Source organism: Streptomyces sp. PA03-5A (assembly GCF_033792725.1).
Taxonomy (GTDB): Bacteria; Actinomycetota; Actinomycetes; order Streptomycetales; family Streptomycetaceae; genus Actinacidiphila.
In genome coordinates, this window is the sequence record NZ_JARAVL010000031.1 from 1 (window position 1) to 19,785 (window position 19,785).

Annotated in this window: 23 protein-coding genes and 1 pseudogene; 9 read left to right on the forward strand and 15 right to left on the reverse strand. The window is 71.3% G+C overall.

What is annotated here, in order from left to right:
• Positions 1-91: 91 nt before the first annotated feature.
• From PV410_RS31855 to PV410_RS31870, 4 genes are all read right to left on the reverse strand, one after another.
• Positions 92-499: a VOC family protein gene (locus PV410_RS31855; RefSeq protein ID WP_500329223.1), complete on the reverse strand. Its 408-nt coding sequence runs from the start codon at positions 497-499 to the stop codon at positions 92-94.
• 205 nt (positions 500-704) lie between these two features.
• Complete coding sequence (locus PV410_RS31860) at positions 705-1,316, reverse strand: GNAT family N-acetyltransferase (protein WP_500329224.1); 612 nt, start codon at positions 1,314-1,316, stop codon at positions 705-707.
• A 250-nt stretch (positions 1,317-1,566) separates the two neighbouring features.
• A complete protein-coding gene (locus PV410_RS31865; RefSeq protein WP_500329225.1) occupies positions 1,567-1,995 on the reverse strand; it encodes a VOC family protein in 429 nt (142 codons plus the stop codon).
• A 224-nt stretch (positions 1,996-2,219) separates the two neighbouring features.
• The gene (locus PV410_RS31870; RefSeq protein WP_500329226.1) at positions 2,220-2,963 is read right to left on the reverse strand and encodes an alpha/beta fold hydrolase; all 744 of its coding nucleotides are present in this window, start codon (positions 2,961-2,963) and stop codon (positions 2,220-2,222) included.
• Positions 2,964-3,088: 125 nt separating this feature from the next.
• Here PV410_RS31870 and PV410_RS31875 point away from each other — a divergent pair, with 125 nt between their 5' ends.
• Positions 3,089-3,325, forward strand: a complete 237-nt coding sequence (locus PV410_RS31875) for a hypothetical protein (protein WP_500329227.1) — start codon at positions 3,089-3,091, stop codon at positions 3,323-3,325.
• Positions 3,326-3,832: 507 nt separating this feature from the next.
• Here PV410_RS31875 and PV410_RS31880 read toward each other — a convergent pair.
• On the reverse strand, positions 3,833-4,480 hold the full coding sequence (locus tag PV410_RS31880) for a DUF4232 domain-containing protein (RefSeq protein WP_500329228.1): 648 nt from the start codon (positions 4,478-4,480) through the stop codon (positions 3,833-3,835).
• Between the two features lie 515 nt (positions 4,481-4,995).
• On the opposite strand from PV410_RS31880, the gene PV410_RS31885 reads away from it, so the two are divergent.
• Positions 4,996-5,328 carry a histone-like nucleoid-structuring protein Lsr2 gene (locus tag PV410_RS31885; protein WP_500329229.1) on the forward strand — a complete coding sequence of 111 codons (333 nt, stop codon included), beginning with the start codon at positions 4,996-4,998 and terminating at the stop codon, positions 5,326-5,328.
• Here PV410_RS31885 and PV410_RS31890 read toward each other — a convergent pair.
• Positions 5,301-5,603 (reverse strand): hypothetical protein, encoded by a 303-nt coding sequence (locus PV410_RS31890; protein WP_500329230.1) that lies wholly within the window; start codon positions 5,601-5,603, stop codon positions 5,301-5,303. The genes PV410_RS31885 and PV410_RS31890 overlap by 28 nt on opposite strands.
• A gap of 301 nt (positions 5,604-5,904) precedes the next feature.
• Positions 5,905-7,254 carry a tetratricopeptide repeat protein gene (locus PV410_RS31895; RefSeq protein WP_500329231.1) on the reverse strand — a complete coding sequence of 450 codons (1,350 nt, stop codon included), beginning with the start codon at positions 7,252-7,254 and terminating at the stop codon, positions 5,905-5,907.
• Between the two features lie 110 nt (positions 7,255-7,364).
• Between PV410_RS31895 and PV410_RS31900 the strand changes: the two genes are divergently transcribed.
• Entirely contained in the window at positions 7,365-7,631 is a 267-nt protein-coding gene (locus tag PV410_RS31900) for a phosphodiester glycosidase family protein (RefSeq protein WP_500329232.1), read from the forward strand.
• Positions 7,632-7,782: 151 nt separating this feature from the next.
• On the opposite strand, the gene PV410_RS31905 is transcribed toward PV410_RS31900, so the two are convergent.
• Positions 7,783-7,953, reverse strand: coding sequence for an ArsR family transcriptional regulator (locus PV410_RS31905; RefSeq protein WP_500329233.1), 171 nt, complete (start codon positions 7,951-7,953; stop codon positions 7,783-7,785).
• Between the two features lie 91 nt (positions 7,954-8,044).
• Positions 8,045-8,419 (reverse strand): annotated as a pseudogene (locus tag PV410_RS31910) (DUF5937 family protein); the annotation flags it as partial.
• A gap of 437 nt (positions 8,420-8,856) precedes the next feature.
• On the opposite strand from PV410_RS31910, the gene PV410_RS31915 reads away from it, so the two are divergent.
• Positions 8,857-9,381 (forward strand): tetratricopeptide repeat protein, encoded by a 525-nt coding sequence (locus PV410_RS31915; protein WP_500329234.1) that lies wholly within the window; start codon positions 8,857-8,859, stop codon positions 9,379-9,381.
• Positions 9,382-9,483: 102 nt separating this feature from the next.
• Positions 9,484-9,921 carry a DUF6174 domain-containing protein gene (locus PV410_RS31920; RefSeq protein WP_500329235.1) on the forward strand — a complete coding sequence of 146 codons (438 nt, stop codon included), beginning with the start codon at positions 9,484-9,486 and terminating at the stop codon, positions 9,919-9,921.
• 72 nt (positions 9,922-9,993) lie between these two features.
• Here the strand turns inward: PV410_RS31920 and PV410_RS31925 are convergent, their stop codons facing one another.
• Both PV410_RS31925 and PV410_RS31930 read right to left on the reverse strand, forming a co-directional pair.
• Positions 9,994-10,212, reverse strand: a complete 219-nt coding sequence (locus PV410_RS31925; protein ID WP_500329236.1) for a hypothetical protein — start codon at positions 10,210-10,212, stop codon at positions 9,994-9,996.
• A gap of 222 nt (positions 10,213-10,434) precedes the next feature.
• The gene (locus PV410_RS31930) at positions 10,435-10,869 is read right to left on the reverse strand and encodes a nuclear transport factor 2 family protein (protein ID WP_500329237.1); all 435 of its coding nucleotides are present in this window, start codon (positions 10,867-10,869) and stop codon (positions 10,435-10,437) included.
• A 159-nt stretch (positions 10,870-11,028) separates the two neighbouring features.
• Between PV410_RS31930 and PV410_RS31935 the strand changes: the two genes are divergently transcribed.
• A complete protein-coding gene (locus PV410_RS31935) occupies positions 11,029-11,922 on the forward strand; it encodes a helix-turn-helix domain-containing protein (RefSeq protein ID WP_500329238.1) in 894 nt (297 codons plus the stop codon).
• A gap of 120 nt (positions 11,923-12,042) precedes the next feature.
• Here the strand turns inward: PV410_RS31935 and PV410_RS31940 are convergent, their stop codons facing one another.
• From PV410_RS31940 to PV410_RS31950, 3 genes are all read right to left on the reverse strand, one after another.
• Complete coding sequence (locus PV410_RS31940) at positions 12,043-12,411, reverse strand: SH3 domain-containing protein (RefSeq protein WP_500329239.1); 369 nt, start codon at positions 12,409-12,411, stop codon at positions 12,043-12,045.
• A gap of 63 nt (positions 12,412-12,474) precedes the next feature.
• On the reverse strand, positions 12,475-12,954 hold the full coding sequence (locus tag PV410_RS31945; protein WP_500329240.1) for a hypothetical protein: 480 nt from the start codon (positions 12,952-12,954) through the stop codon (positions 12,475-12,477).
• Positions 12,955-13,182: 228 nt separating this feature from the next.
• Positions 13,183-14,463, reverse strand: a complete 1,281-nt coding sequence (locus PV410_RS31950; protein WP_500329241.1) for an MFS transporter — start codon at positions 14,461-14,463, stop codon at positions 13,183-13,185.
• A gap of 134 nt (positions 14,464-14,597) precedes the next feature.
• On the opposite strand from PV410_RS31950, the gene PV410_RS31955 reads away from it, so the two are divergent.
• The gene (locus PV410_RS31955; RefSeq protein WP_500329242.1) at positions 14,598-15,533 is read left to right on the forward strand and encodes a LysR family transcriptional regulator; all 936 of its coding nucleotides are present in this window, start codon (positions 14,598-14,600) and stop codon (positions 15,531-15,533) included.
• A gap of 54 nt (positions 15,534-15,587) precedes the next feature.
• Here the strand turns inward: PV410_RS31955 and PV410_RS31960 are convergent, their stop codons facing one another.
• Positions 15,588-16,172 carry a PadR family transcriptional regulator gene (locus PV410_RS31960; RefSeq protein WP_500329243.1) on the reverse strand — a complete coding sequence of 195 codons (585 nt, stop codon included), beginning with the start codon at positions 16,170-16,172 and terminating at the stop codon, positions 15,588-15,590.
• A 69-nt stretch (positions 16,173-16,241) separates the two neighbouring features.
• Here PV410_RS31960 and PV410_RS31965 point away from each other — a divergent pair, with 69 nt between their 5' ends.
• Positions 16,242-16,940 (forward strand): ABC transporter ATP-binding protein, encoded by a 699-nt coding sequence (locus tag PV410_RS31965; protein WP_500329244.1) that lies wholly within the window; start codon positions 16,242-16,244, stop codon positions 16,938-16,940.
• A gap of 5 nt (positions 16,941-16,945) precedes the next feature.
• Positions 16,946-19,741, forward strand: a complete 2,796-nt coding sequence (locus PV410_RS31970) for an ABC transporter permease (RefSeq protein ID WP_500329313.1) — start codon at positions 16,946-16,948, stop codon at positions 19,739-19,741.
• The last annotated feature ends 44 nt before the right edge of the window (positions 19,742-19,785 follow it).

Sequence of the window (19,785 nt, forward strand, 5' to 3'; positions counted from 1 at the left end):
TCATCAGGGACAAGATCATCGGACACTCCGCAGACCCTGCCGATGAAGATCATTGACTGCCAGCCGACACGCCGATCTCATTCTGAAACGATCAGTAAGTGTCGAGCTCGGTGAAGAGGGTCAGCTGAAGAGCGCCCGGTGCCTCAAGCCGGGAGTTCAGTGAGTTCCAGGGGGTGCGCGTCGGCCCGGCGACCACCTGAGCTCCGGCGGCGGCCAGCTTCGAAGTGGTGGCGGCGGAGTCGTCGACCTGGAAGGCAACCCGAATGTGGCCAGCTACTCGCCGCCCTACCTCGACTTCGTCGATGAAGGCAGCGTGGTTTGGATCAGTCAGCTCCAAGGTGGCTCGGCCGGCATCGAGGATGGTGACGTGTCCGTCGGGAGAGGTGAAGGCGCCGCGCTCGGTCAGGCCGAGGACGTCGCGGTAGAAGTGCAGCGCCGCATCATAGTCGGCTGCCGTGACCACTAAGCGGAGCTCGCGGACAGCGGGTTCGTCGGACACGTCGGCTCCTTGAAAGATCTCGAGTACTGACTCGTCAACCCAGTGATCCGCCGGACGATTCCCCGGCCGGACGGATTCGATGATCTCGCCACCGTTGCACGATCGTGCTGGCCGCAGCCATCAACGAGTCGCTGTGACCTGCGCTTTCGATACACGCCCGAGTGCTGTGACCGCATGGGTTCGCCGGGTTGCTCGTTGATCTCACTCAAGGGCAAGTTCCCGTGCCTATTTCAGGGGTGCGTGGCGTGTACCGGGGGACGGGTGAAGCCCGCCACTCCCGCCGGAGTAGGGAGTACACCAGGTCGTCGCGCCATGCCCCCTTGAAGAACTCCGTTCCGATGAAATGGGCCTCCCGGCGCATGCCCAGCCGTTCGAGGAGCCCGGCGGAGGCGGCGTTGTCCGCGTGGCAGCGGCCGATCACCCGGTGCAGCTCCAGTGCGTCAAATGCCAGGTGCAGGACGGCGAAGGCGGCCTCGGTGGCGAAGCCCTTGCCCTGGTGGGCGGGGTGGAAGACATAGCCGAGCTCGCCCTGGCGGTGTTCCGCGCTGATCAGGACCAGTTCGACCTGCCCGACGACCGTCCCCGTGCCCGGCTCGACGACCGCCAGGCTGAGACAGTCCCCGTCCGAGTCCAGTGTGGTCTCCCGGGCCATTTGCTCCACCGCCACCCGGACGTCCTCCGGTCCGCGCGGCTCCCATCGCATGAAGCGGGCGACGTCGGGCCGGCGCTGGTACTCGCAAACGTCCTCCGCGTCGTCGGGCCGGAACGGGCGGAGTATCAGCCGGGCAGTGGCGATCGGAAGGTCGATACACAACATCGGGCGACTGTACCCAGGCCACTGCGCCGACCAGTCGCCGTGTCACCGGATCGGTGGTGCGCGCGGCACGGCCGCTTCCGCCGCGTTCGGAACATGGACGCCCCTGGCGCTGTGACCGCGTGGGTCGGCTCCCGACCACCAACCCGGCGAACCTATGCGGTCACCGCACTGGTGAACCGGCCCCCACCCTCATCCGGCCCCGGGCTTCACCGCCCGGGGCCAGGAGGAACGGCGGGTCGACTGCCGCCGACTACGGACGGGTGTAGGTCCGGGTCATGACCTCCATGTTGTGACCGTCCGGGTCGGCGAAGTACGCGCCACGACCACCGAACAGGCGGTTGACCCGGCCGGGCTCGGCATGGCCGGGGTCGGCGTAGTAGGTGACCCCCACCGCTTCCAGGCGGGCGATCACCTCGTCGAACTGCTCCTCGGACACGAGGAACGCGTAATGCTGCGACTGGACCGGCTCGTCGAGCTTCTCGTAGTAGTCGAGTGTGACGCCGTTGCCGAGATCGACGGGGAGGAACGGACCGATGGGCGCGCCGACCCTCAGGCCCAGCATGACGGCCAGGAACTCGGCCGACAACTGCCGGTCCCGGGCGTAGACAGCGGTGTGGTCCAGTCGGGCGGGAGCCGCGGGCGGCTGGTTCGCGTACGGGTTCTGCTGGTCGTTCGGCATGGGTGACATCGGTCTCCGGGTCTCGAATTCGCGGGGAACAGGCACCGCGTGGGGCGCCGCGGGGAGACTCGGAAGGAAGGCGGGGCTCTTGCCCGCCTCGTGCTCACGCCGAGGCCGGCGACCCAACTCGTGCATGGCTCAAGGCCGACCCGGCAGTCACCCGATCGAACCTAGTGACTGCCACGGGCCTGGGCAACCCCTCAGAACACCTGCCGGAAGCCTGGTCAGCCGGTGGCGCTCTCGGCGGCCTGCCGGATGATGCGGGCGACGGCCTCGGGCTGGGAGACCGACACCGCGTGGGAGGCGTCGAGTTCCACCGTGCGGGCCTTGGCGCGCTCGGACATGAAGCGCTGCGCCGCCGGCGGGATGTTGCGGTCCGCGGTGGCGACCAGGCTCCACGAGGGGATCGACCGCCAGGCGGCCGCGGTGGCCGTCTCCTCCAGGGCCGCCGCGGCGACCGGGCGCTGGGTGGTGGCCATCAGGTCGGTCACGGACTGCGGCACGTCGGCGGCGAACTGGTCGTGGAAGCTGTCGGTCTTGATGTACAGGTCGGTCCCGGTGCCGCCGTCGGCCAGCGGGAAGGGCACCGCGTCGAGGTTCGGGCCGAGGGTGCTGCCCGGGTAGGCGTTGGACAGCTGCAGGGCGCTCTCGCCCTTCTCGGGGATGAAGGCGGCGACGTACACCAGGGCCTTGACCTTCGGATCCCCCTCGGCGGCCTGGCTGATCACGGCGCCGCCGTAGGAGTGCCCGGCGAGCACGACGGGTCCGTCGACGCTCTTCAGCACGCTGGCGAGGTACGCGGCGTCACTGGCCAGGCCCCGCAGCGGGTTGGCCGGCGCGAGGACCGGATGCCCCGCCTGACGCAGGTGCTCGATGACGCCGTTCCAGCTGGAGGAGTCCGCGAACGCGCCGTGCACCAGGACGACCGTGGGCCTGTGCGGGGCGGGGCGGGCGGTGGTGTCGTTCATGGTGGTTGTTCTCCTTGGGCAGTGCGGGTCGTGTCCTTCGCCGGTGCGCCGCTGGGGTGCCGCCGACACCGAGAAACCTAGCGCCATATTTCCTCGTACACAAGTCGATTGCTGGCAAGGCAAATTTGGCCTTCCCGGCGTCCTTCGCCCTGGCCCGCGTGCGCCACGGGGCGCTCTGCGCGGCGGTACTGGTCGTGGCCCCGCTCTTCGTCCTGCTGTACCCGTACGAGGTGGCGGCCGCCGTCCCCTACGCCTCCGGGACGCTGTGGGCGAGGACCGCGATCCTGACGGGCGTGGCCGCCCTCGCCATCCGCCTCGGTCTGCGTTCGCGTGCGGCCCGGGAGCGCCGCGGGACGACCTGAACCGGCGCCGTTCAAGCGCCGGGGGCGCGGTCTGACGGAGGGTGGGCACCGCGGTGCCCACCCTCCCGACGCCGAGGCGAGAGGGCTGCGAGGACGATGAGGACTACGAGCAGTTGATCGAGTTCGGCCGGGAGTTCCGCACCACCCCTGCGGGGGGTCCACGTCGCCCGAAGGTGAGGCCGGAGCTACCGGCGGCAGTGCGTGCCGCGCCGCCTGATGTGGACGGCCGCCCCCACACGGGAAGCGGCCGAACCCCATTGGTACAACCCTGTCTGCGCATCTTCAGGGTCGGTCCTGCCTGCGTACCGACCATACGAGCCGTGTCCGATGCGTGCACGGCGTGTCAGCTTGCATTCGGCTCGACGGGTGACGGCACGCCAGGTCTGACTGCTGTAGACGGCGCGAAGGTCAGGAGGGTGACAGGCCCCGTGGACGGACGACGCGGACCCACACGCGTCTTCGGCAGGCACCCAGGGGAAAGGGTGGGCAATAGGCCTCCACCGACGGCTAGGCGTTGATGCCCACGTTGCCCGGCACGAAAGCCGACACCGCCAGGAGACCGTGCGAGCAAGGTGAAACGTCGATGGGGAGGTATGCCGTGCGGGCGGCAATCGGAGCGCCCACGATGTATGCGGAGCCGGCACGGCAGACGTCGCTCACCCCTTCCGGCACGCGTTGCCACGCGACGTTGAACGAGGCTTCGCCCGAAGGCTGCACGACAAGGCGGCGAGCGGGTTCAGTGTAGAAGGCTTGGCCGCCATCGTGCGTGATCCTGGTCGCGACGCGACTGCCATTCCTGTCTGCGACGGCAACGGAAGGATAGCCCCACAGCGCGCATGGCCGGGTCGAGGTGTTGATGAGGACGATGAGATCCCGCTGATGTCCCGCGTCGACCTGGCTGTTGCCCAGATGGGCCTCCAGTTCGGTGCACGGCCCTGGTCCCGCGGAAAGGCGATTGTTCGCCCGGGCGGGAAAGTCGGACGTCATGGTGTCGACGGTGACGGTGACGGTGACGGCGGACGCCGAGCGAGAGGGGGCCGCAGCCCCCGGGCTGCGCGTGGCGGACGAGCAGCCCGGGAGGGCTGTCGCAGCACAGACGGCACCCGTCGCCAGCAGCACGCCGGCGCGGCGGCCGGCAGACTTGGTGAGGACCACGGGAAGCTCCCTTCCGGCAGGACGCCGGTCACTTGGGTTCGGGCGGCACCGACGGTGGCGGACCGACAGGTGATGTCCTGGGTCTTCCGGGCTAACGAACCGTGGCCGAAGAGATGACGGCGCCGGCCGCCCGTGATGCGCCGCCGGGGTGACCTTTCACCGTCCGCCCCAGGGATTTCCCGGGTACGGTGCAGCGACGGCGTCGGCCGACCGCATGCGCACCGAATATTTCGCCCCTTACCTTGCGGGCGGTGAACACGGCGGGCACACGTGCTGTCCCGAACGACCGGCCTTCGCGCGGCCCGTCGCCGAGGGATGTCCGATCCCGCGGGCCTTCCGGATTCACAGGAACGTGTCCCCCGGCACTTACGGCTGCCGAGCGGATCGGAAATGACCCTGACCAGCCGAGGAGTGAGCGTTCCAAACGCATCAACAACCGTCACGCAACTCGCCAAGGTCGCCTATCCCCATTGCGTGTAGGGTCACGTTGGTTGTCCGGGAAAGGAACAAGAAAAATGGCGCAGCGCGTGCAGACTCTGCTGGTCGATGACATCGACGGCGGTACCGCTCACGAGACGGTGAACTTCGGCCTCGACGGGCGTGAGTACGAGATCGACCTCAGCGACGACAATGCGGCTGCGTTGCGCGATGCGCTCGCTCCGTTCCAGAAGGCTGCCCGCAAGCAGTCGCGCAGCCGTGGCAGGGGAGTGCCGCAGCAGCGGACGCAGGTCGGTGCCGACAATGCCGCGGTGCGTGCCTGGGCGAAGTCGAACGGCGTGGAGATCAGCGACCGCGGCCGTATCTCGGAGAGCGTCCGCCGTCAGTTCGAGGCCGCGGTCAACGGCTGAGACCCCCACTGGCACGACGGTCCGGCCGGCAGGGACACATCTGCCGGCCGGACCGCGTTGCCCGCCTCACCGCAGTGGACGCCCTGGGTCCTCCTGCCGCTGCGGCGCCGACGCCAAGCGCGGTGGTACTGGACGGGGGTGGTGACCTTCCCGACCAGTGCCGTGGCCGCGGGGCGCGCCCAGTACGGGTCGCGCAGCAGCACGCGGCCGAGGAGGACGGCGTCGGCCCTGCCGGAGGCGACGACGGCCTGCGCCTGGCCGGGTCCGGTGATCATGCCGACGGCATCCCCGGCGCGCGGCTGGAGGTGATGGCCGACACCGATCATTACCTGCCACTCCGGGCTCCAGGGCGACTTCTCGAACTCCTCCTCGACTTCGACGTCTTCGTTGATTGTCGTGGGGTCGCTCAGGCGGGTGATGTGGCGTCATAGGGCAGCGCGGGTCCGGACCCGACCGTCCCCGCCTCATTGCTCGCCATCTTGGAGTTGGTGGCGGGGAACTTCACGGCGCCTGCGTTCCGCACCTTCGCCGCGCTGGTCACGGGGCTGATCGCGCAGACAGGTGTTTGCGTGTTTCTCAGCGGGCCCAGGCGCGCCGTTGTTCCTCTCGTTGGGTGGTGACGTCGGGAATGGCGGCGATGGCTTCCGCGCAGCGGCCCTGCTGGACCAACAAGCGGGCCAGCTCGGTCGCTGACCAGCGGCCGGGGTGCTCGCGGAGGTGGGCGATGGCCTCCTCCGCGCAGCCGTCCTTCGCGAGCAGCAGTGCGATGGTCACGTCCCGGTCGTCGACCTCGTCCGGCGGCAGTGCCTCTATCTCCGCGATGGCCTCACGGCAGCGCCCCACTTCGCCCATCAGCCACCAACGGTTGGAGGGGAGCCAGTACCCGCTCTCCTCGAGGAACTCGGCGCTGCGCCCCTCCGTGAGCTCCACGGCTCTGCCGGGGTGCCCGTGTTCGGCCAGCAGGAGCATCGTGGGCTGGAGGAGGTTCTCGTAGGGGTCGTCGAACGTGGACGCCACCGCCTCGATGGCCTCCTCGAACCGACCCTGCCGGACCAGCAGCTCGAGCAGTTCGTTCCGGTACCTGGTCGCATGCTCGGCGGTGGCGATGAGGCGGCGGAGGTACGCCTCTGCGTCCCCGGCCCGTCCCAGGTCCTCCAGGGCCGTCACGTAGGGGCGGGCGGCGACGGACATCTGGGTGCCGGTGGCGAGCTCGTGCAGCTCCTCGATCCGCCCGTGCCGTACCAGCAACTCGGTATAGAACTCAACGGTGTTCTGCGGCCCGTACCGGCGCGCGGCCACATCCGCGCCAAGCAAACCGATCGCCTCATCCGCCCTGCCGGACCGCTCCAGGACGAGAGCCTGCGCAGGCAGGACCTCCCACAGGCCATGGCCGCCGCACCTGCACTGCTCCTGCCCGCGCCGGAACTCCTCGGCCATCGGGGCGAGCAGCTCCAGCACCTGGTCGTCGCGCCCCTGGCCCTCGGTCATCCGCACCAGGGACCGGAGCACCCATCCGTCGCACAGGTGCGGCACGAGCACGTCGATCGCCTCGTCCACCTGCCCGGCCTTGACCAGTACCTCGGCGTAGTCCGGCCACGTGTCGGGCGTCTCCTCGTCCCATTGCTCGGGGTCCGCCAGCTCCAATGCCTGTTCGATGCGGCCCCACCCCATCAGGACGTCGGCGCCGACTCGGACCGCGGGCTGCCAGCCGGTGGCCGCGAACGGCTCGATCACATCCCAGGCCCGCTCGAACTCACCCCCGGCGCACAGTCCGCGGACCGCGCCCTCGGCGCAGAACCAGTCCCCGCGTTCCTGCGCCGCCTCCACCAGCGTCTCCAGCCCGCCGTGTTCGAGGATCTCGTCCACGATCCGCGGCGGAACGCCGCCGAGATGGACCCGCTGCCACTCGAGATCATCAACATCCACGGGAGCACCCTAGGACCCCCCACTGACACCGCCCCGCCGTACCGGAAGCCTCGTGCACTCGCCCATGCCAATGCCCGCAAGGGCGACTCCGCTCCGTCAGCGCCCCGCTCGTGACGGTCGACGGGGGCGCGGGCAAAGGTGCGACCCGCCTGGAGCCGGCCCACCTGCTCCACGACCTCGGCGCGGTGGACGCCCTGAACATGGACGGTGGCGGCTCGGCCACCCTGGTGTGGCAGAACGCGTTCGCGAACACGCCGTCGGACGAGAGGAACGTCCCGTCGCCGACGCGGTCTTCGCCGGTCCGGGCGGATACCCCCTTCAGTGAGCCGGCGCGCCCGGCGGCGTCCGCTCCGCCGGACGAGGGCGCCGTCGCCTGAGATGCGCCGCCACCGGTCGGAATGGAAACCGGTGGCGGCGCAGGGCGGCTCATCGGAAACTCCGGCCGGGGTCGGACCGCCGACCCCGGTGACCGGGTCGGAGGAACGGAGGGTAGGGGTTGAGCGGATGACGAGGGACGGTGCTGACCGCCTATTCGTTGCCGTGGACGAGCGCTGACCCCAACGGTGTACGCCGGTAACGGATCTCGTGACGGTGTCGCGCCCCGACGACGAGGCCGCTGTCGCGCAGCACCTTCAGGTGTTCGGAGACCGTGGCGGGTGCCCCCGACGAGTCGTGCCAGGGCGGCGCTCGGGAGTTCATGCGTCGGCTGCCAGAGGTTGCCCAGGCCCCGGGCCCGGTAGGCGACCGCCGGCTGCCAGGGCGGCTGCGTGATCACGATCGCCTCGTCCCACTTGAACACGCTGGGCATGAGCAGCACGCCACGCCCGGCGAGCGCGACGTGCCCGTTGCCGCCGGGGTCGCGTACGAGGGTGTCGCCGGTCCAGTGCAACGTCCGGTCGAGATCGGCGAACAGGCCGTCCAGACCGCCTTCGGCAAGGCGCCGCGAGCGGTAGGCGATGTCGGCCTCCAGCGCTGCGCGCACCTGCGGCCACACCGGTTCGACGAGCGCTTGCCACGCCGCGCGCACCAACTGTGTGAGGAGCCCGAGCACGTCGGCCGGGTCGCCGAGCAGCAGCCGCCCGAGTTCGCCGGCCTGGGCACCCGGGGTGTCGAGCAGTGACATCTCGATCTCGCGGCGCACGACGGAAGCGGGCGTGGCTGCCATCCGGGTGAGCTCGCCGTCGAAGTCCGGGGAGGAGGTGAGCGGGGGCAGGGAGAGGAAGTCCGGGGTGTAGCCGCGACGTGGCTGCAGCAGAGTGAGCGGCCGCAGGTCGACCGCCTGCAGACGGGGCAGCGCCTCCTGCAGCCACCGACGGTGATGCGGCCCGGGTCCAGGGCCCCGCGCTCCGGTCGCGATGCGTACTGCGGCGAGGGTCTCGAAGACCGGGGAGTAGGCGAACCGGCAGCGGGCCAGGTCGGACGGCCCGAAGCCGAGGCTGATGCCCACGCCCACCCCCGTGGGTTCCGTGTCCCGAGCGTCGTGCGCCGGCGACGGTGATTCGGCCCGTACCGAATCACTGGTGGTGATCCTAACCGCCTGGCCAGGATTGATCACCTCGGCCGGGACCGGTCGAACTCACCGGGGAATCGAAGGAGTACGGCATGCACGACGTCACCGACCATGCGGAGCCGGGCGGCCGGCACGCCGAGGTCAACCGCCGCGCCGCCGCGCTGTTCGCCGTCATCGACGACCACGAGGAGGCCGCGTTCCTCGCGCAGATCGACGCGCTCGCGGCCGAACTGCCCGAAGGAGATGCCGACGGCCTGTTCCACAGGGCCTGCGCCCGCGACTCCTGGGGCCATTCCGGCGCGGCCGTCCCGCTCTACCGCGAGGCGCTCGAACGCGGCGGCCTGACCGGCGAGAACCGCCGCCGCGCCGTGATCCAGATGTCCAGTTCCCTGCGCAACACCGGCGACGCGGCCACGGGCCTGGCGATGCTGGAGGCCGAGCGCGCCCACGGCCCGGACCACCTCGATGACGCTCTCGACGCCGTCACCGCGCTGTGCCTCGCCTCACTCGGCCGTGAGCGCGAAGGGCTGTCCCTCGTCCTGATCGCCCTGGCCGAGCATCTGCCGCGGTACAACCGGTCCATGGCCAACTACGGAAAGGCTCTGATCGAGGACTGAGCCGGCACAGCCTCGCCGGCACCCCGTACCGCGCACCCCGCCGCGGAACCGGATCGCCGCCCGTCGCGTCGGAGCGACAGCCCACCACGGAAAGGCACGCCGATGCCGAGACCTCACGCACTCCTGCTCACCGCGGTATCAGCGCTCGCGCTCACCGCGACCGCCTGCGGCTCCGATACCGAAACGGCCCCGGAGCCCCGATGGGCCGAGCCAGCGCGGTACTCCTTCACGCTGCTCTCCGAAGGCGGCGAACGCGGTGGCCTGGGCAAGTACCGGATCACCGTGGCGGACGGCAGGGTGGCCGAGGCGGTCGGTCTCGACGAGCCGGCCCGGCAGACCATCGCCCGCGAGCCGCAGAACGTGCGGACCCTGCGCGACCTCCTCACCCAGCTCCGGCAGGCCCGGGCGGACAAGGCGGATGTCGCGGACGCGGTGTTCGCGCCCGACGGACACCCCACCGAGATCCACCTCGACTGGGAGACGAACTCCGTGGACGACGAGGCCGACTACCTGATCACCGAGTACCGCGTGCACCCCTGAGGATCGTTCCCGCTTCCGCACCCCACACCACCCGGGTCGCAGAGCACGACCGTACCCCTGCCCTCTGCTCCTCTACAGCGCCGTCGACGGGAGAGGGACGCCGCGGTCCGCGGCCACGGCGCGGGCCGCTTCGGCGCAAGCCGAGAACCGCTTTCCGGCGCGGTCGACCACCCCGGTCACGGGGTCGTCCGTACACGGGTGGGCACGGTCGCCGTGCCAGGTGCACCGGGCGGCGGACACGCTGCCCGGGTCGAGTTCGGACAGATCGATCCACACCGTACTTTTCTCCATGCCGCACAGACTGGCACCCCCGGCATCCTCCGCGGGCGGGAAAGCGGCCTGCGCCGGCCTGCTCAGCCCTGACCAGGAGGCTTCCGGTCGGACACGACCGCCTCGTTCCTCACCCGAACCCCGTCGATGGACCACGCGCACAGTCCCACCAGGAGGGCCCGCTCCGGCCGCGTAGACCGGCAGCGACCGGACGGACGTCTCGCCGACCGCCCGGGGCGGTCGTCAGCGGATGCCGGCCTCGGCCCGCGCGTAGAACGCGGCGAGTTCCTGGGGGTTCTTGGTGTAGACGTCGATCTTGCGCACCGTGCCGTCCTCGACCTGGTGGATCTCCACCATGGTCAGCGGGAACTCCTCACCGGTGGTGTGGGCCGTGAGCGTTCCGGTGAGCGTGCCGACGACGCCGGCCGGCCCCTCGTACACCTCGGCCGCGGTGATGGCGACGGCGGCGTAGCCCATCATCGCGCCGAGGACCGACTGCACGAACACCTCGCGGCCCTGGTGCACACCGCCGTACGGGAGCTGGTTCGGCTCGTCGACGATCACCTCGGGGGCGAGCCTTTCCAGGACACCCGGTACGTCGTCCCTGCTCAGCGCTGCGTACAGCCCCCGCACGACATCCGCGGGGCTCTGAGTCACCGTCTCGGTCGTCTTGTTCATCGTCTGCGTCCTTCCGGTCCTGTCCACCCATGAAGGTGGGGCCCCGGGCGATCGGGGCACACACCATGCAACGCCGGACGGCCGGGGCGGGGGAGTCCCTGCCGTGAGGGGTACTGCCAGGGTCCCCCACGCTTCGCGCGGCCTGCCTACCCTGTCCGTATGGACAACCGGGACGCCGTCAGCGCCTTCCTCCGCTCCAGACGCGACAAGATCACCCCCGAGCAGGCCGGGCTGCCGACGTACGGTCAGCGGAGGGTGCCCGGACTGCGCAGGGGTGAGGTGGCCACGCTCGCCGGGGTCAGCGTCGAGTACTACACGCGCCTGGAGCGCGGCAACCTCAAAGGTGTCTCCGACAGCGTGCTGGACGCCCTCGCCCAGGCGCTCCGGCTCGACGCCACCGAGCGCATGTACCTGTACGACCTCGCCCGTGCCGCGGGACCGGCGCCCGCGGCGCGGGTACGGGTGCCGCAGCAGAGCCGGCCCGCGGTGCGGCCGAGCGTGGCGCGGATCGTCGAGGGGATGCCGCGGATGCCGGCGTTCGTGATGAACAACCGCCTCGACATGTTGGCCGCCAACCCCCTGGGCCGGGCCCTGTACGCGGAGATGTACGCCGACCCGACCTGCGGAGCGAACGTCGCCCGGTTCGCGTTCCTCCATCCCGCGGCCGGGCGGTTCTACGCCGACTGGGAACGCATGGCCCGTTTCGCCGTCGGCGCCCTGCGTGTCGAAGCGGGAAGGCACCCCTACGACCGGGAACTGACGAACCTGGTCGGTGAACTGTCCACCCGCAGCGACGCCTTCCGCATGCTGTGGGGAGCCCACGACGTGCATGTCTTCCGCGACAGCACCAAGCGCCTCAACCATCTTCTCGTGGGCGACCTGGAACTCGATCAGGAAACGATGAGCCTGCCCGACGAAAGCGGCCTGAGCGTGGTCGTCTACAGCGCGCCCCCCGGGTCCGCCGCCGAGGACGCGTTGACGATCCTCGCCAACTGGTCCGCGACCGGAGCGGAGCAGGAGGCGGACCACATCGACGAGCGGCGCAAGGGCTAGCGATCGGCGATGCGGCGCCGGCCCCCACCAATGCGCGGTGCGCGGTGCGGGCCGGCGCCGCCGGAGTGCCGGGGTGCCGCGGTGCCGGGGTGCCGGGGTGCCGGGGTGCCGGACAGGCTGTCAGAAGCCGCAGTACTGGTTGGACCCGTTGTAGGGCAGCAGTGAGTCCTTCACCCATCCGGTGCGGTCGTCGTGCTGGTTGTAGAGGTACGTCCAGGTGCCGTTCTGGCCGGACGTCCAGCAGTAGTAGATCAGGACGTCCTGGTTGTCGGCCCAGCCGACGACCCCGCACGCCGCGCTGGAGCCGCTGCGCATGTTCGCGCTGACGCCCGGCGTCATGCGCACGTCCGTGCCGTCCGTGCCCCAGGCGCCCTGACCGCAGGACGCGTTGGCCGTCGCCGGCCCCGCGGTGCTCACGACCAGGGCCGCCGGTACGGCGAGCACTCCGGCGGCCAGTGCCGCCCATTTCGCCTTGCGTGTCGATCGCATGCTTGATCCCCTCCCGTTGGCGCCGGCGTGGTTCCGGTGGGGCGAACCCGCCGGCGGCGGCTGTCAGAAACCGGACGGCGGTGCGACGTTCGTGCTGATCTTGCCGTAGGTCGAGTTGGAGCCGTAGGCGATCCTGATGAAGATGTTGGTGGCCCGGCCGCTGAAGGTCGCCGACTTCGCGGTGTAGAGGCCGTTGCACTCGCTCGCCTGCGAGCTGGCCCCGGTGGGCGACAGGATCACGTTCGACTTGGCGCAGACGCCGTCGGTGAGGGCGTCGTACAGCTCGAACTTCACCGTCTGCCAGTAGGAGCCGTCGAAGATGTTCTTGCCCCAGGTGACGGAGCAGTTCCGGAGCCTGGCGTGGGTCGTGCCACCGGAGTCGTTGACCCACAGGGACGCGCAGGCCACGGTCGACGTGCGGTCGCCCGTGTCGGCGGCGGCGGTGGTCGGCGCGACGGCGGCGCCCGCGAGCGTCGATCCCAGGGCTAAGGCGAAGGCGCCTGCGGCGCTGGTCAGCGACCTGCGCGACGGACGTACGGACATGGTTCCCCCTCGTTGGTGTGCTGCGTACGGCGGACCGCCACCGGGGCGGCGGTCCGGGCGGTCGGACGCGACCGCGGTGATCACGTCACCGCGATTCGATTCTTTGTGCGAATCGACGCCAGTGTGCTCTATGGATCATGTCCACAACAAGCACCCGTGTACGACACACTGACGTACCGTCAGAAACGATCACCGTGTGCGGGATGCCGGTCGGGACGGCGCACCCCGTCAGGGGCGGCTCGACGCCGGCTCCGGCTCCGGCTCCGGCTCCGGCTCCGGCTCCGGCTCCGGCTCTCGCGGGTGCGCTGCCGCGCGGCGGGGGAGCAGCAGCGGGGTCGCCAGCAGGAGCACGCCGGCCAGGCCGATGGCCGTACGTGCCCCGAGCAGACCTCCCAGCACGCCCCAGACGGCCGTCAGGAGCGCGGTCGAGGCCTTGGTCGTCACCGCCCACGCGGACAGCGTGCGGGCGACCCGGTCGGCCGGGGTGCGCTCGAGGCGGTAGGTGGCGTGGACGGGGTTGAAGATCCCGCAGCAGAAGATGAGCCCCAGCTCGACCCCCATCACCAGCAGCAGACCTCCGGTGCCCGGCCCCAGGAAGGCCAGGCCGACGGGCCAGAGCGCGCGCAGCGCCCCCGTGACGACCAGGACCTGGCGCTGTCCGAACCGGGTGACGAACGGCCGGGCCAGCCGCGAACCGAGCAGCCCGCCGATCGACGGCGCCGCGAAGGCGAGGCCGTACTCCCATGCTGTGAACCCGAGCCTGCCGAGCATCAGGACGGCGAGCAACGGCTGGACGGCCATCACCAGGCCGTTGAACAGGGCGGTGTTGAAGAACAGCGGACGAAGCGCCCGGTCGGCGAGGACGTACCGCCAGCCGTCGAGCAGGTCCCGGGTCCGCATGCGCGTGGCCTGCCGGCGCTCGAGCCGCGGCTCGTGCCCGCCCGTCGCGCGGATGCCCAGGGCCGAGAGCAGGTAGCTGGCCGCGTCGGCCACCACCGTCGCCACCGGGCCGAGGAGCCCGATCGCCGCGCCCCCCAGCGGTGGTCCGATGATCGTGGTCGTCCATGCCGTGGACTCGAAGCGGGCGTTGGCGACGAGCAGGTCCTCGGCCGGCAGCAGGGTCTTCACGTAGGCGCCGGAGGCGGCGCGGAAGGTGATGTCGGCCGCCGCGACGGCGACCGAGACCAGCAGGAGCTGGAGGAAGGTGAGGACGTCGAGCGCGAACGCGGCGGGGATCGTCAGCAGCGCCGCGAACCGCACCAGGTCCATCGCGATCAGCACGTGCCGCTTGCGGCGGAACTCCACCCACGGGCCGAGGGGCACCGCCACGGCCGCGCCCACCGCGGACCCCACGGAGGCGAGCGCGGCGACCTCGGCCGGTCCGGCGTGCAGCACCTGGATGGCGATCAGCGGGAACGCGCCGAAGGCCAGCCACGTGCCGAGCGCGCTGGTCCCGTACGCTGCCCACAGCCACCCGAACCGCCGTCCCAGCCGGTGCCCGCTCCCCATGCCCGACGCCCCTCGCCACTCACCCTGCACAACCGATCCGCGATCGGAATCATCAAAGCGAGACCCGCGGCCTGGGATCAAACAACCGCAGAGCCGTCGGCCACAACCAACGGTTGTGGCCGTAGGGTGCCGACATGGACATCGACACCGTCCGGACCTTCGTCGCCGCCGCCGACGCGGGGCGGTTCCAGGAGGCCGCCGGCGAGCTGGCGGTCACCCAGCAGGCCGTCTCCAAGCGCATCGCCGCGCTGGAGCGCAGCCTCGGCGTGCGGCTGTTCACCCGCACGGCGCGCGGCGCCGAGCTCACCATCGACGGGCAGGCGTTCCTGCCCCACGCGCGCGAGCTGCTGCGCGTCGCCGAGCGCGCGGTCGCGTCGGTGCGCACCGGCCGCCGTCCGCTGCGCGTCGACATCATCGCCTCGCGTGGCGCGGCGTCGGGCCTGATGCGCGGCTTCCACCGCGCGCACCCCGAGATCGAGCTCGACGTGGTGATGCTGTTCGACATCGGCACGGCCGTCGCCGCCATCCGGTCCGGTGAGATCGACGCGTCCTTCCGCGCCGTCGCCGCGCCCGGCCGGCCCCTTCCCGAGGACATCGAGTCCGTCCGGGTGCTCGACGAACCGCTCGAGCTCCTCACCGGCCCCGCCCACGCGCTGGCGAGCGCCCGGGCGGTGACGGTCGCCCAGCTCGCCGGGCACCGGATCTGGATGCCAGGCATCGTGCCGGGTACCGAGTGGGCCGCCTACTACGACGACCTCGTCGCCGAGTTCGGCCTCACCATCGAGGCGACCGGCCCGAACTTCGGTTCCGACGCGCTCCTCGACACCGTCGCCGACACCCCGGCCCTGGCCACCTTCATGGGCGGGAACACCAGCCTCGTCTGGCCGGCGGGCCACGGCCTGCGCCGCATCCCGGTGACCGACCCGACACCCGTCTACCCGCACTCGCTCCTGTGGCACCGCGACAACCCCCACCCGGCGCTGGCCACCCTCCGCGCCCACCTCGCCGCCGCCGCGGCCGGCCACGACGCCGCCGGGACCTGGACGCCGGACTGGGTGACCGCGCGCTGAACGCCGCCGCGTCCGCGATGATCCCGGCAGGACTGCGACGGCGCGGGGCTCGCCCTACGTCGCCCTGCGCTCGCGGGCTTCCGGTTCCTCCGCCGCCCCTCGAGACGGGACACGGGGCCGCGTGAGCGGCGCGAGCCGCTGGACGGCGCTCTCCACGAGTTCCAGGTCCGCCTTGGTGTGGGCGATGGCGGCGTCGATGAGGAGTGCCACCAGAGGGTCGTCGGTGTGGCCGCGCCGCAGGCGGGTGAGACCGGCGAGTTCGGAGAGGTAGGTCTGGCGCTGGGTCTCCACCAGGGCGTGCACGGCGTCGGAGCCCAGTGAGGCGGCTCCGAACAGCTTGAGGAACAACTCGTCGCGGAATCCGCCCGTGCGGACCCATGCCGTGGTCGCCCAGGAGTGCAACTCGTCCTGGCCCTGCGCGGTGAGGGTGTAGCGCGTCTTGTCGGGGCGGTCGCTCTGTGCCACTTGGGACCGGGTGACGTGGCCGTCGCGCACCAGGCGGTCCAGGATCTGGTACAGGTGCCCGATGTTGAGGCCGCCCCACTGCGGGCCGATGGCGTCCTCGAAACGGCCCTTGAGCTCGTAGCCGTGGCTCGGTCCCTCGGACAGCAGTGCGAGCACTGCGTGGTGCAGCGGCATTTTGCGTCCCCTCTGTATTGTGACAATGTACCCCTGCATTGCCGCAATGCATGAGGGGTGGTCGGAAGCATGAGCGTGACCCTGCGGGACGTGTCCCGCCGGCACCCGGGAGTCGTGGCGCTGGACGGCGTCGACCTGGAGATCGGGGACGGCGAATCCGTCGCCCTCACCGGCCCGTCCGGCGCCGGCAAGTCGACCGTGCTGCACCTGGTCGGTGGCATGGACCTGCCCGATTCCGGCACGGTGGAGGTCGACGGCACCGCGCTGACACCGGGCGGGCTCGACGCCCATCGCCGCCGGATCGGCTTCGTCTTCCAGCGCTTCCACCTCCTGCCCGCGCTGACGGTGCTGGACAACGTCCTGGCGCCGGTGCTGCCCCGCCGGGTGGACTTCGACCGGCGGGCCCGCGCCATGGAACTCCTGGAGGCCGTGGGCCTGGCGCAGCGGGCGGGGGCCTTGCCCTCGGAGCTGTCGGGCGGTCAGCAGCAGCGCGTGGCGGTCGCCCGGGCGCTGATCAACCGGCCCGGCCTGCTGCTCGCGGACGAACCGACCGGCAACCTGGACAGCGCGACCGGCCGGGAGATCGTCGACCTGCTGCTCTCGCTGACCGAGCAGTACGGGATGACGCTGCTCGTCGCGACGCACGACGTGGAGGTGGCCGCGAGCTGCGACCGGATCGTGCGCCTGCGCGACGGACGGATCGTGGCCGACGAACGCGTGACGCCGGCCGCCGACGTCCTCGACCGGCTCGGAGGGCTCCGCCCGTGATCGCCATGATCTGGTCCCAGTTGCGGCGTCATCGGGCCCGCGCGCTGGCACTGGCCGCCGGCATCCTCGTGGCCGCGACCAGCTTCACCCTGCTCACCTCGACGGTGACCACCAGTCAGGCGCGGACGACCGAGACCGTCCGGGAGAACGCCCGCTCCGCGTACGACGTCCTGGTGCGCCCCCACGCGAGCCGGACCGCGGTCGAGCGCGGCGACGGACTGGTCGAGGCGAACTTCCTGTCCGGGATCTTCGGCGGCATCGGCCTCGGCCAGTACGACCGGATCAAGAAGATCCCCGGGATCGAGGTCGCCGCGCCGGTCGCCAACGTCGGCTACCTGATGGTGCCGGGAACGCTGAAGGTCGACGTGTCGTCCTTCCTGGACGGCACGGCGCCCGCCCAGCTACTGCGGATCAAGCCGACCCTGACCGCGGGACTGGGCCGCTACCGGACCGCCGACCAGTACGTGTATCTGAGCCGCAATCCGATCGAGCCGTCCAAGACCTTCTCCGACTCCACGTTCCCAGGGCTGCTGGAGGAGCACGCGGACCATCGGACCTATCCGGTGTGCTGGTACTACAACTACAACAAGACCGACGTCCACATCGAGCACACCGACGACGGCGGATTCGGGCCCCTCCAGCCCAATCTCATCCGTGAGGACCGCCGCGAGGCGTCGCCGTTCGACCCCGACATGAACACCTGGCTCACCTGCCGGTCGGGGCGGGACAAGGCGGTCGCCGAGATCCCGGTCTCCTATCCGGTGCTCCTGTCGGCGGTGGACCCCGCCGCCGAGGACCGGTTGGTCGGCCTCGGACGCGCCATCACCTCCGGCCGCATGCTCACCGACCGGGACAAGCCCGTCTGGGGCAGCAAGGAGGGCTGGTCGAACGAGCCCTACTGGACGATCCCTGCCGTGCTCAGCGACCAGACCCTCACCTCCGGGAGGGTGAACGCCACGGTGGAACGGCTGGACGCGGGCGACCCCGCGGCCCTGCGCGCGAAGCTCGGCAGCCCCGCCGCCCACGACTTCGTCGACGACCTTCGCGGCACGCCGGTGGGACGCGTCAGCGCCGACCTGGAGCGGGGCTTTCCCGGGAAGTCCCTCTTCGCCCCGCAGGTCGACAGCTACTGGACGGTCGGCCCCGTCGACTACCGCCGCGCCGGGGCGGGCCTGGCCCCGCGCGCCCGCGCCGACCAGTCCCCGGAGGTGTGGCGCACCAACGCCGACCGCCAGTTCGTCGAGTTCGTGCCCGAGGAGAACACCGGCACCCAGTTCCGCGAGGTCGTCAGCCACCCCGGAACCTCTTGCTGGGGCACCCGCACGTGCGCGCACGAGGACTACGGCAGGACGCCGATCCCGTACCTGACCCCGGTCGGCCGCTACGACGCCACCGAGCTGCCCGGCTTCTCCTCGCTGTCCGAGGTACCGCTGGAGACCTACCGCTCGCCCCAGGTCACCGGCGCCGACGAGGCCGGGCGGACGGCGCTGCACAACCGGCCGCTGCGTCCGGACCGCAATCTCGGCGGCTACCTCGCCGCACCGCCCACCATGCTCACCTCCCTGGACGCGCTCCCCGTCCTCACCAAGAGCCGCCGGCAGCCGACCGCGCAGGACAAGGCGCCCATCAGCGCCATCCGCATCCGGGTCGCCGGCGTCACCGGAGTCGACCCCGCCTCACAGGCCCGGGTCAACGCGGTCGCGGGCCGCATCCGCACCGCGTACCCCGGTCTCCAGGTGGACATCACCATCGGCAGCTCACCGGCGCCGCAGACCATCGCGCTGCCCGGCGTCGACGTCGTCGAGAACTGGACCGCCAAGGGCGTGGCCCTGCGCATCCTCAAGGCCGTCGACGCCAAGAGCGCCGTGCTGTTCGTACTGGTCCTCGTCGTCTGTGCGCTCTTCCTCGCCCAGGCCGCCCTGGCCTCCGTGCGGTCACGCCGCACCGAGATCGGCACCCTGCGCTGCCTGGGCTGGAGCCCGCCGGAGATCCTCCGGCTCATCCTCGGCGAACTCGTGGCCATCGGCCTCGGCGCGGGCGCCGTGGGCGCCGTGCTCGCCTACGTCCTGGGCCTGCTGCTGAAGCTGCCCGACGCGGGGACCAAGGCGGCTCTCGTGCTGCCCGTTTCGCTGCTGCTCGCGGTCACCGCCGGGCTGTTCCCGGCCTGGCGCGCCACCCGGCTCAGGCCCCTGGACGCGATCACGCCCCCGGTGACCGCCACCGGCCGCGCGGCGCCGGTACGTTCGGTCCTCGGACTCGCCGTACGCAACCTGCTGCGGGTACGCGGCCGCACCGCGCTCGGCGCGGCGGGACTGGCCCTGGCGGTGGCGGCCTTCACCGTCCTGCTCGCCCTCACCCTGGGCTTCCGCGGCGAGGCGGCCGGGTCACTGCTGGGCAACGCCGTCGTCGCACAGGCCCGTACCGCGGACTACCTGAGCGTCGCCCTGTCGCTGCTCCTGGGAGCCGCCGGCGCCGTGGACGTCCTGGTGCTGTCCATGCGCGAACGGGCCGCCGACCTCGCCGTCCTGCGCGCCACCGGCTGGACGACCCGTGAACTCGCCCTGCTCAGCTACCACGAAGGTGCCCTGCTCGCCCTCCTGGGCGGCCTCACCGGTGCGGTCACCGGGCTCGGGACGGTCCTCGCGATCGGCTGGGGCACCCTGGACGGGCGGCTCCCGGCCGTCGGCGGGGCGGCGCTCCTCGCCACCCTGGCCGCCGTGGTCCTCGTCTGCGCCGCGCTGGCCCTCCCGGTCCGCGCCCAGTCACGCATCGCCCCCGCCCATCTGCTGGCGGTGGGATGACGGACGCCGGGAACGGCGGGGACACCACCCGCCGTCGGGACCGT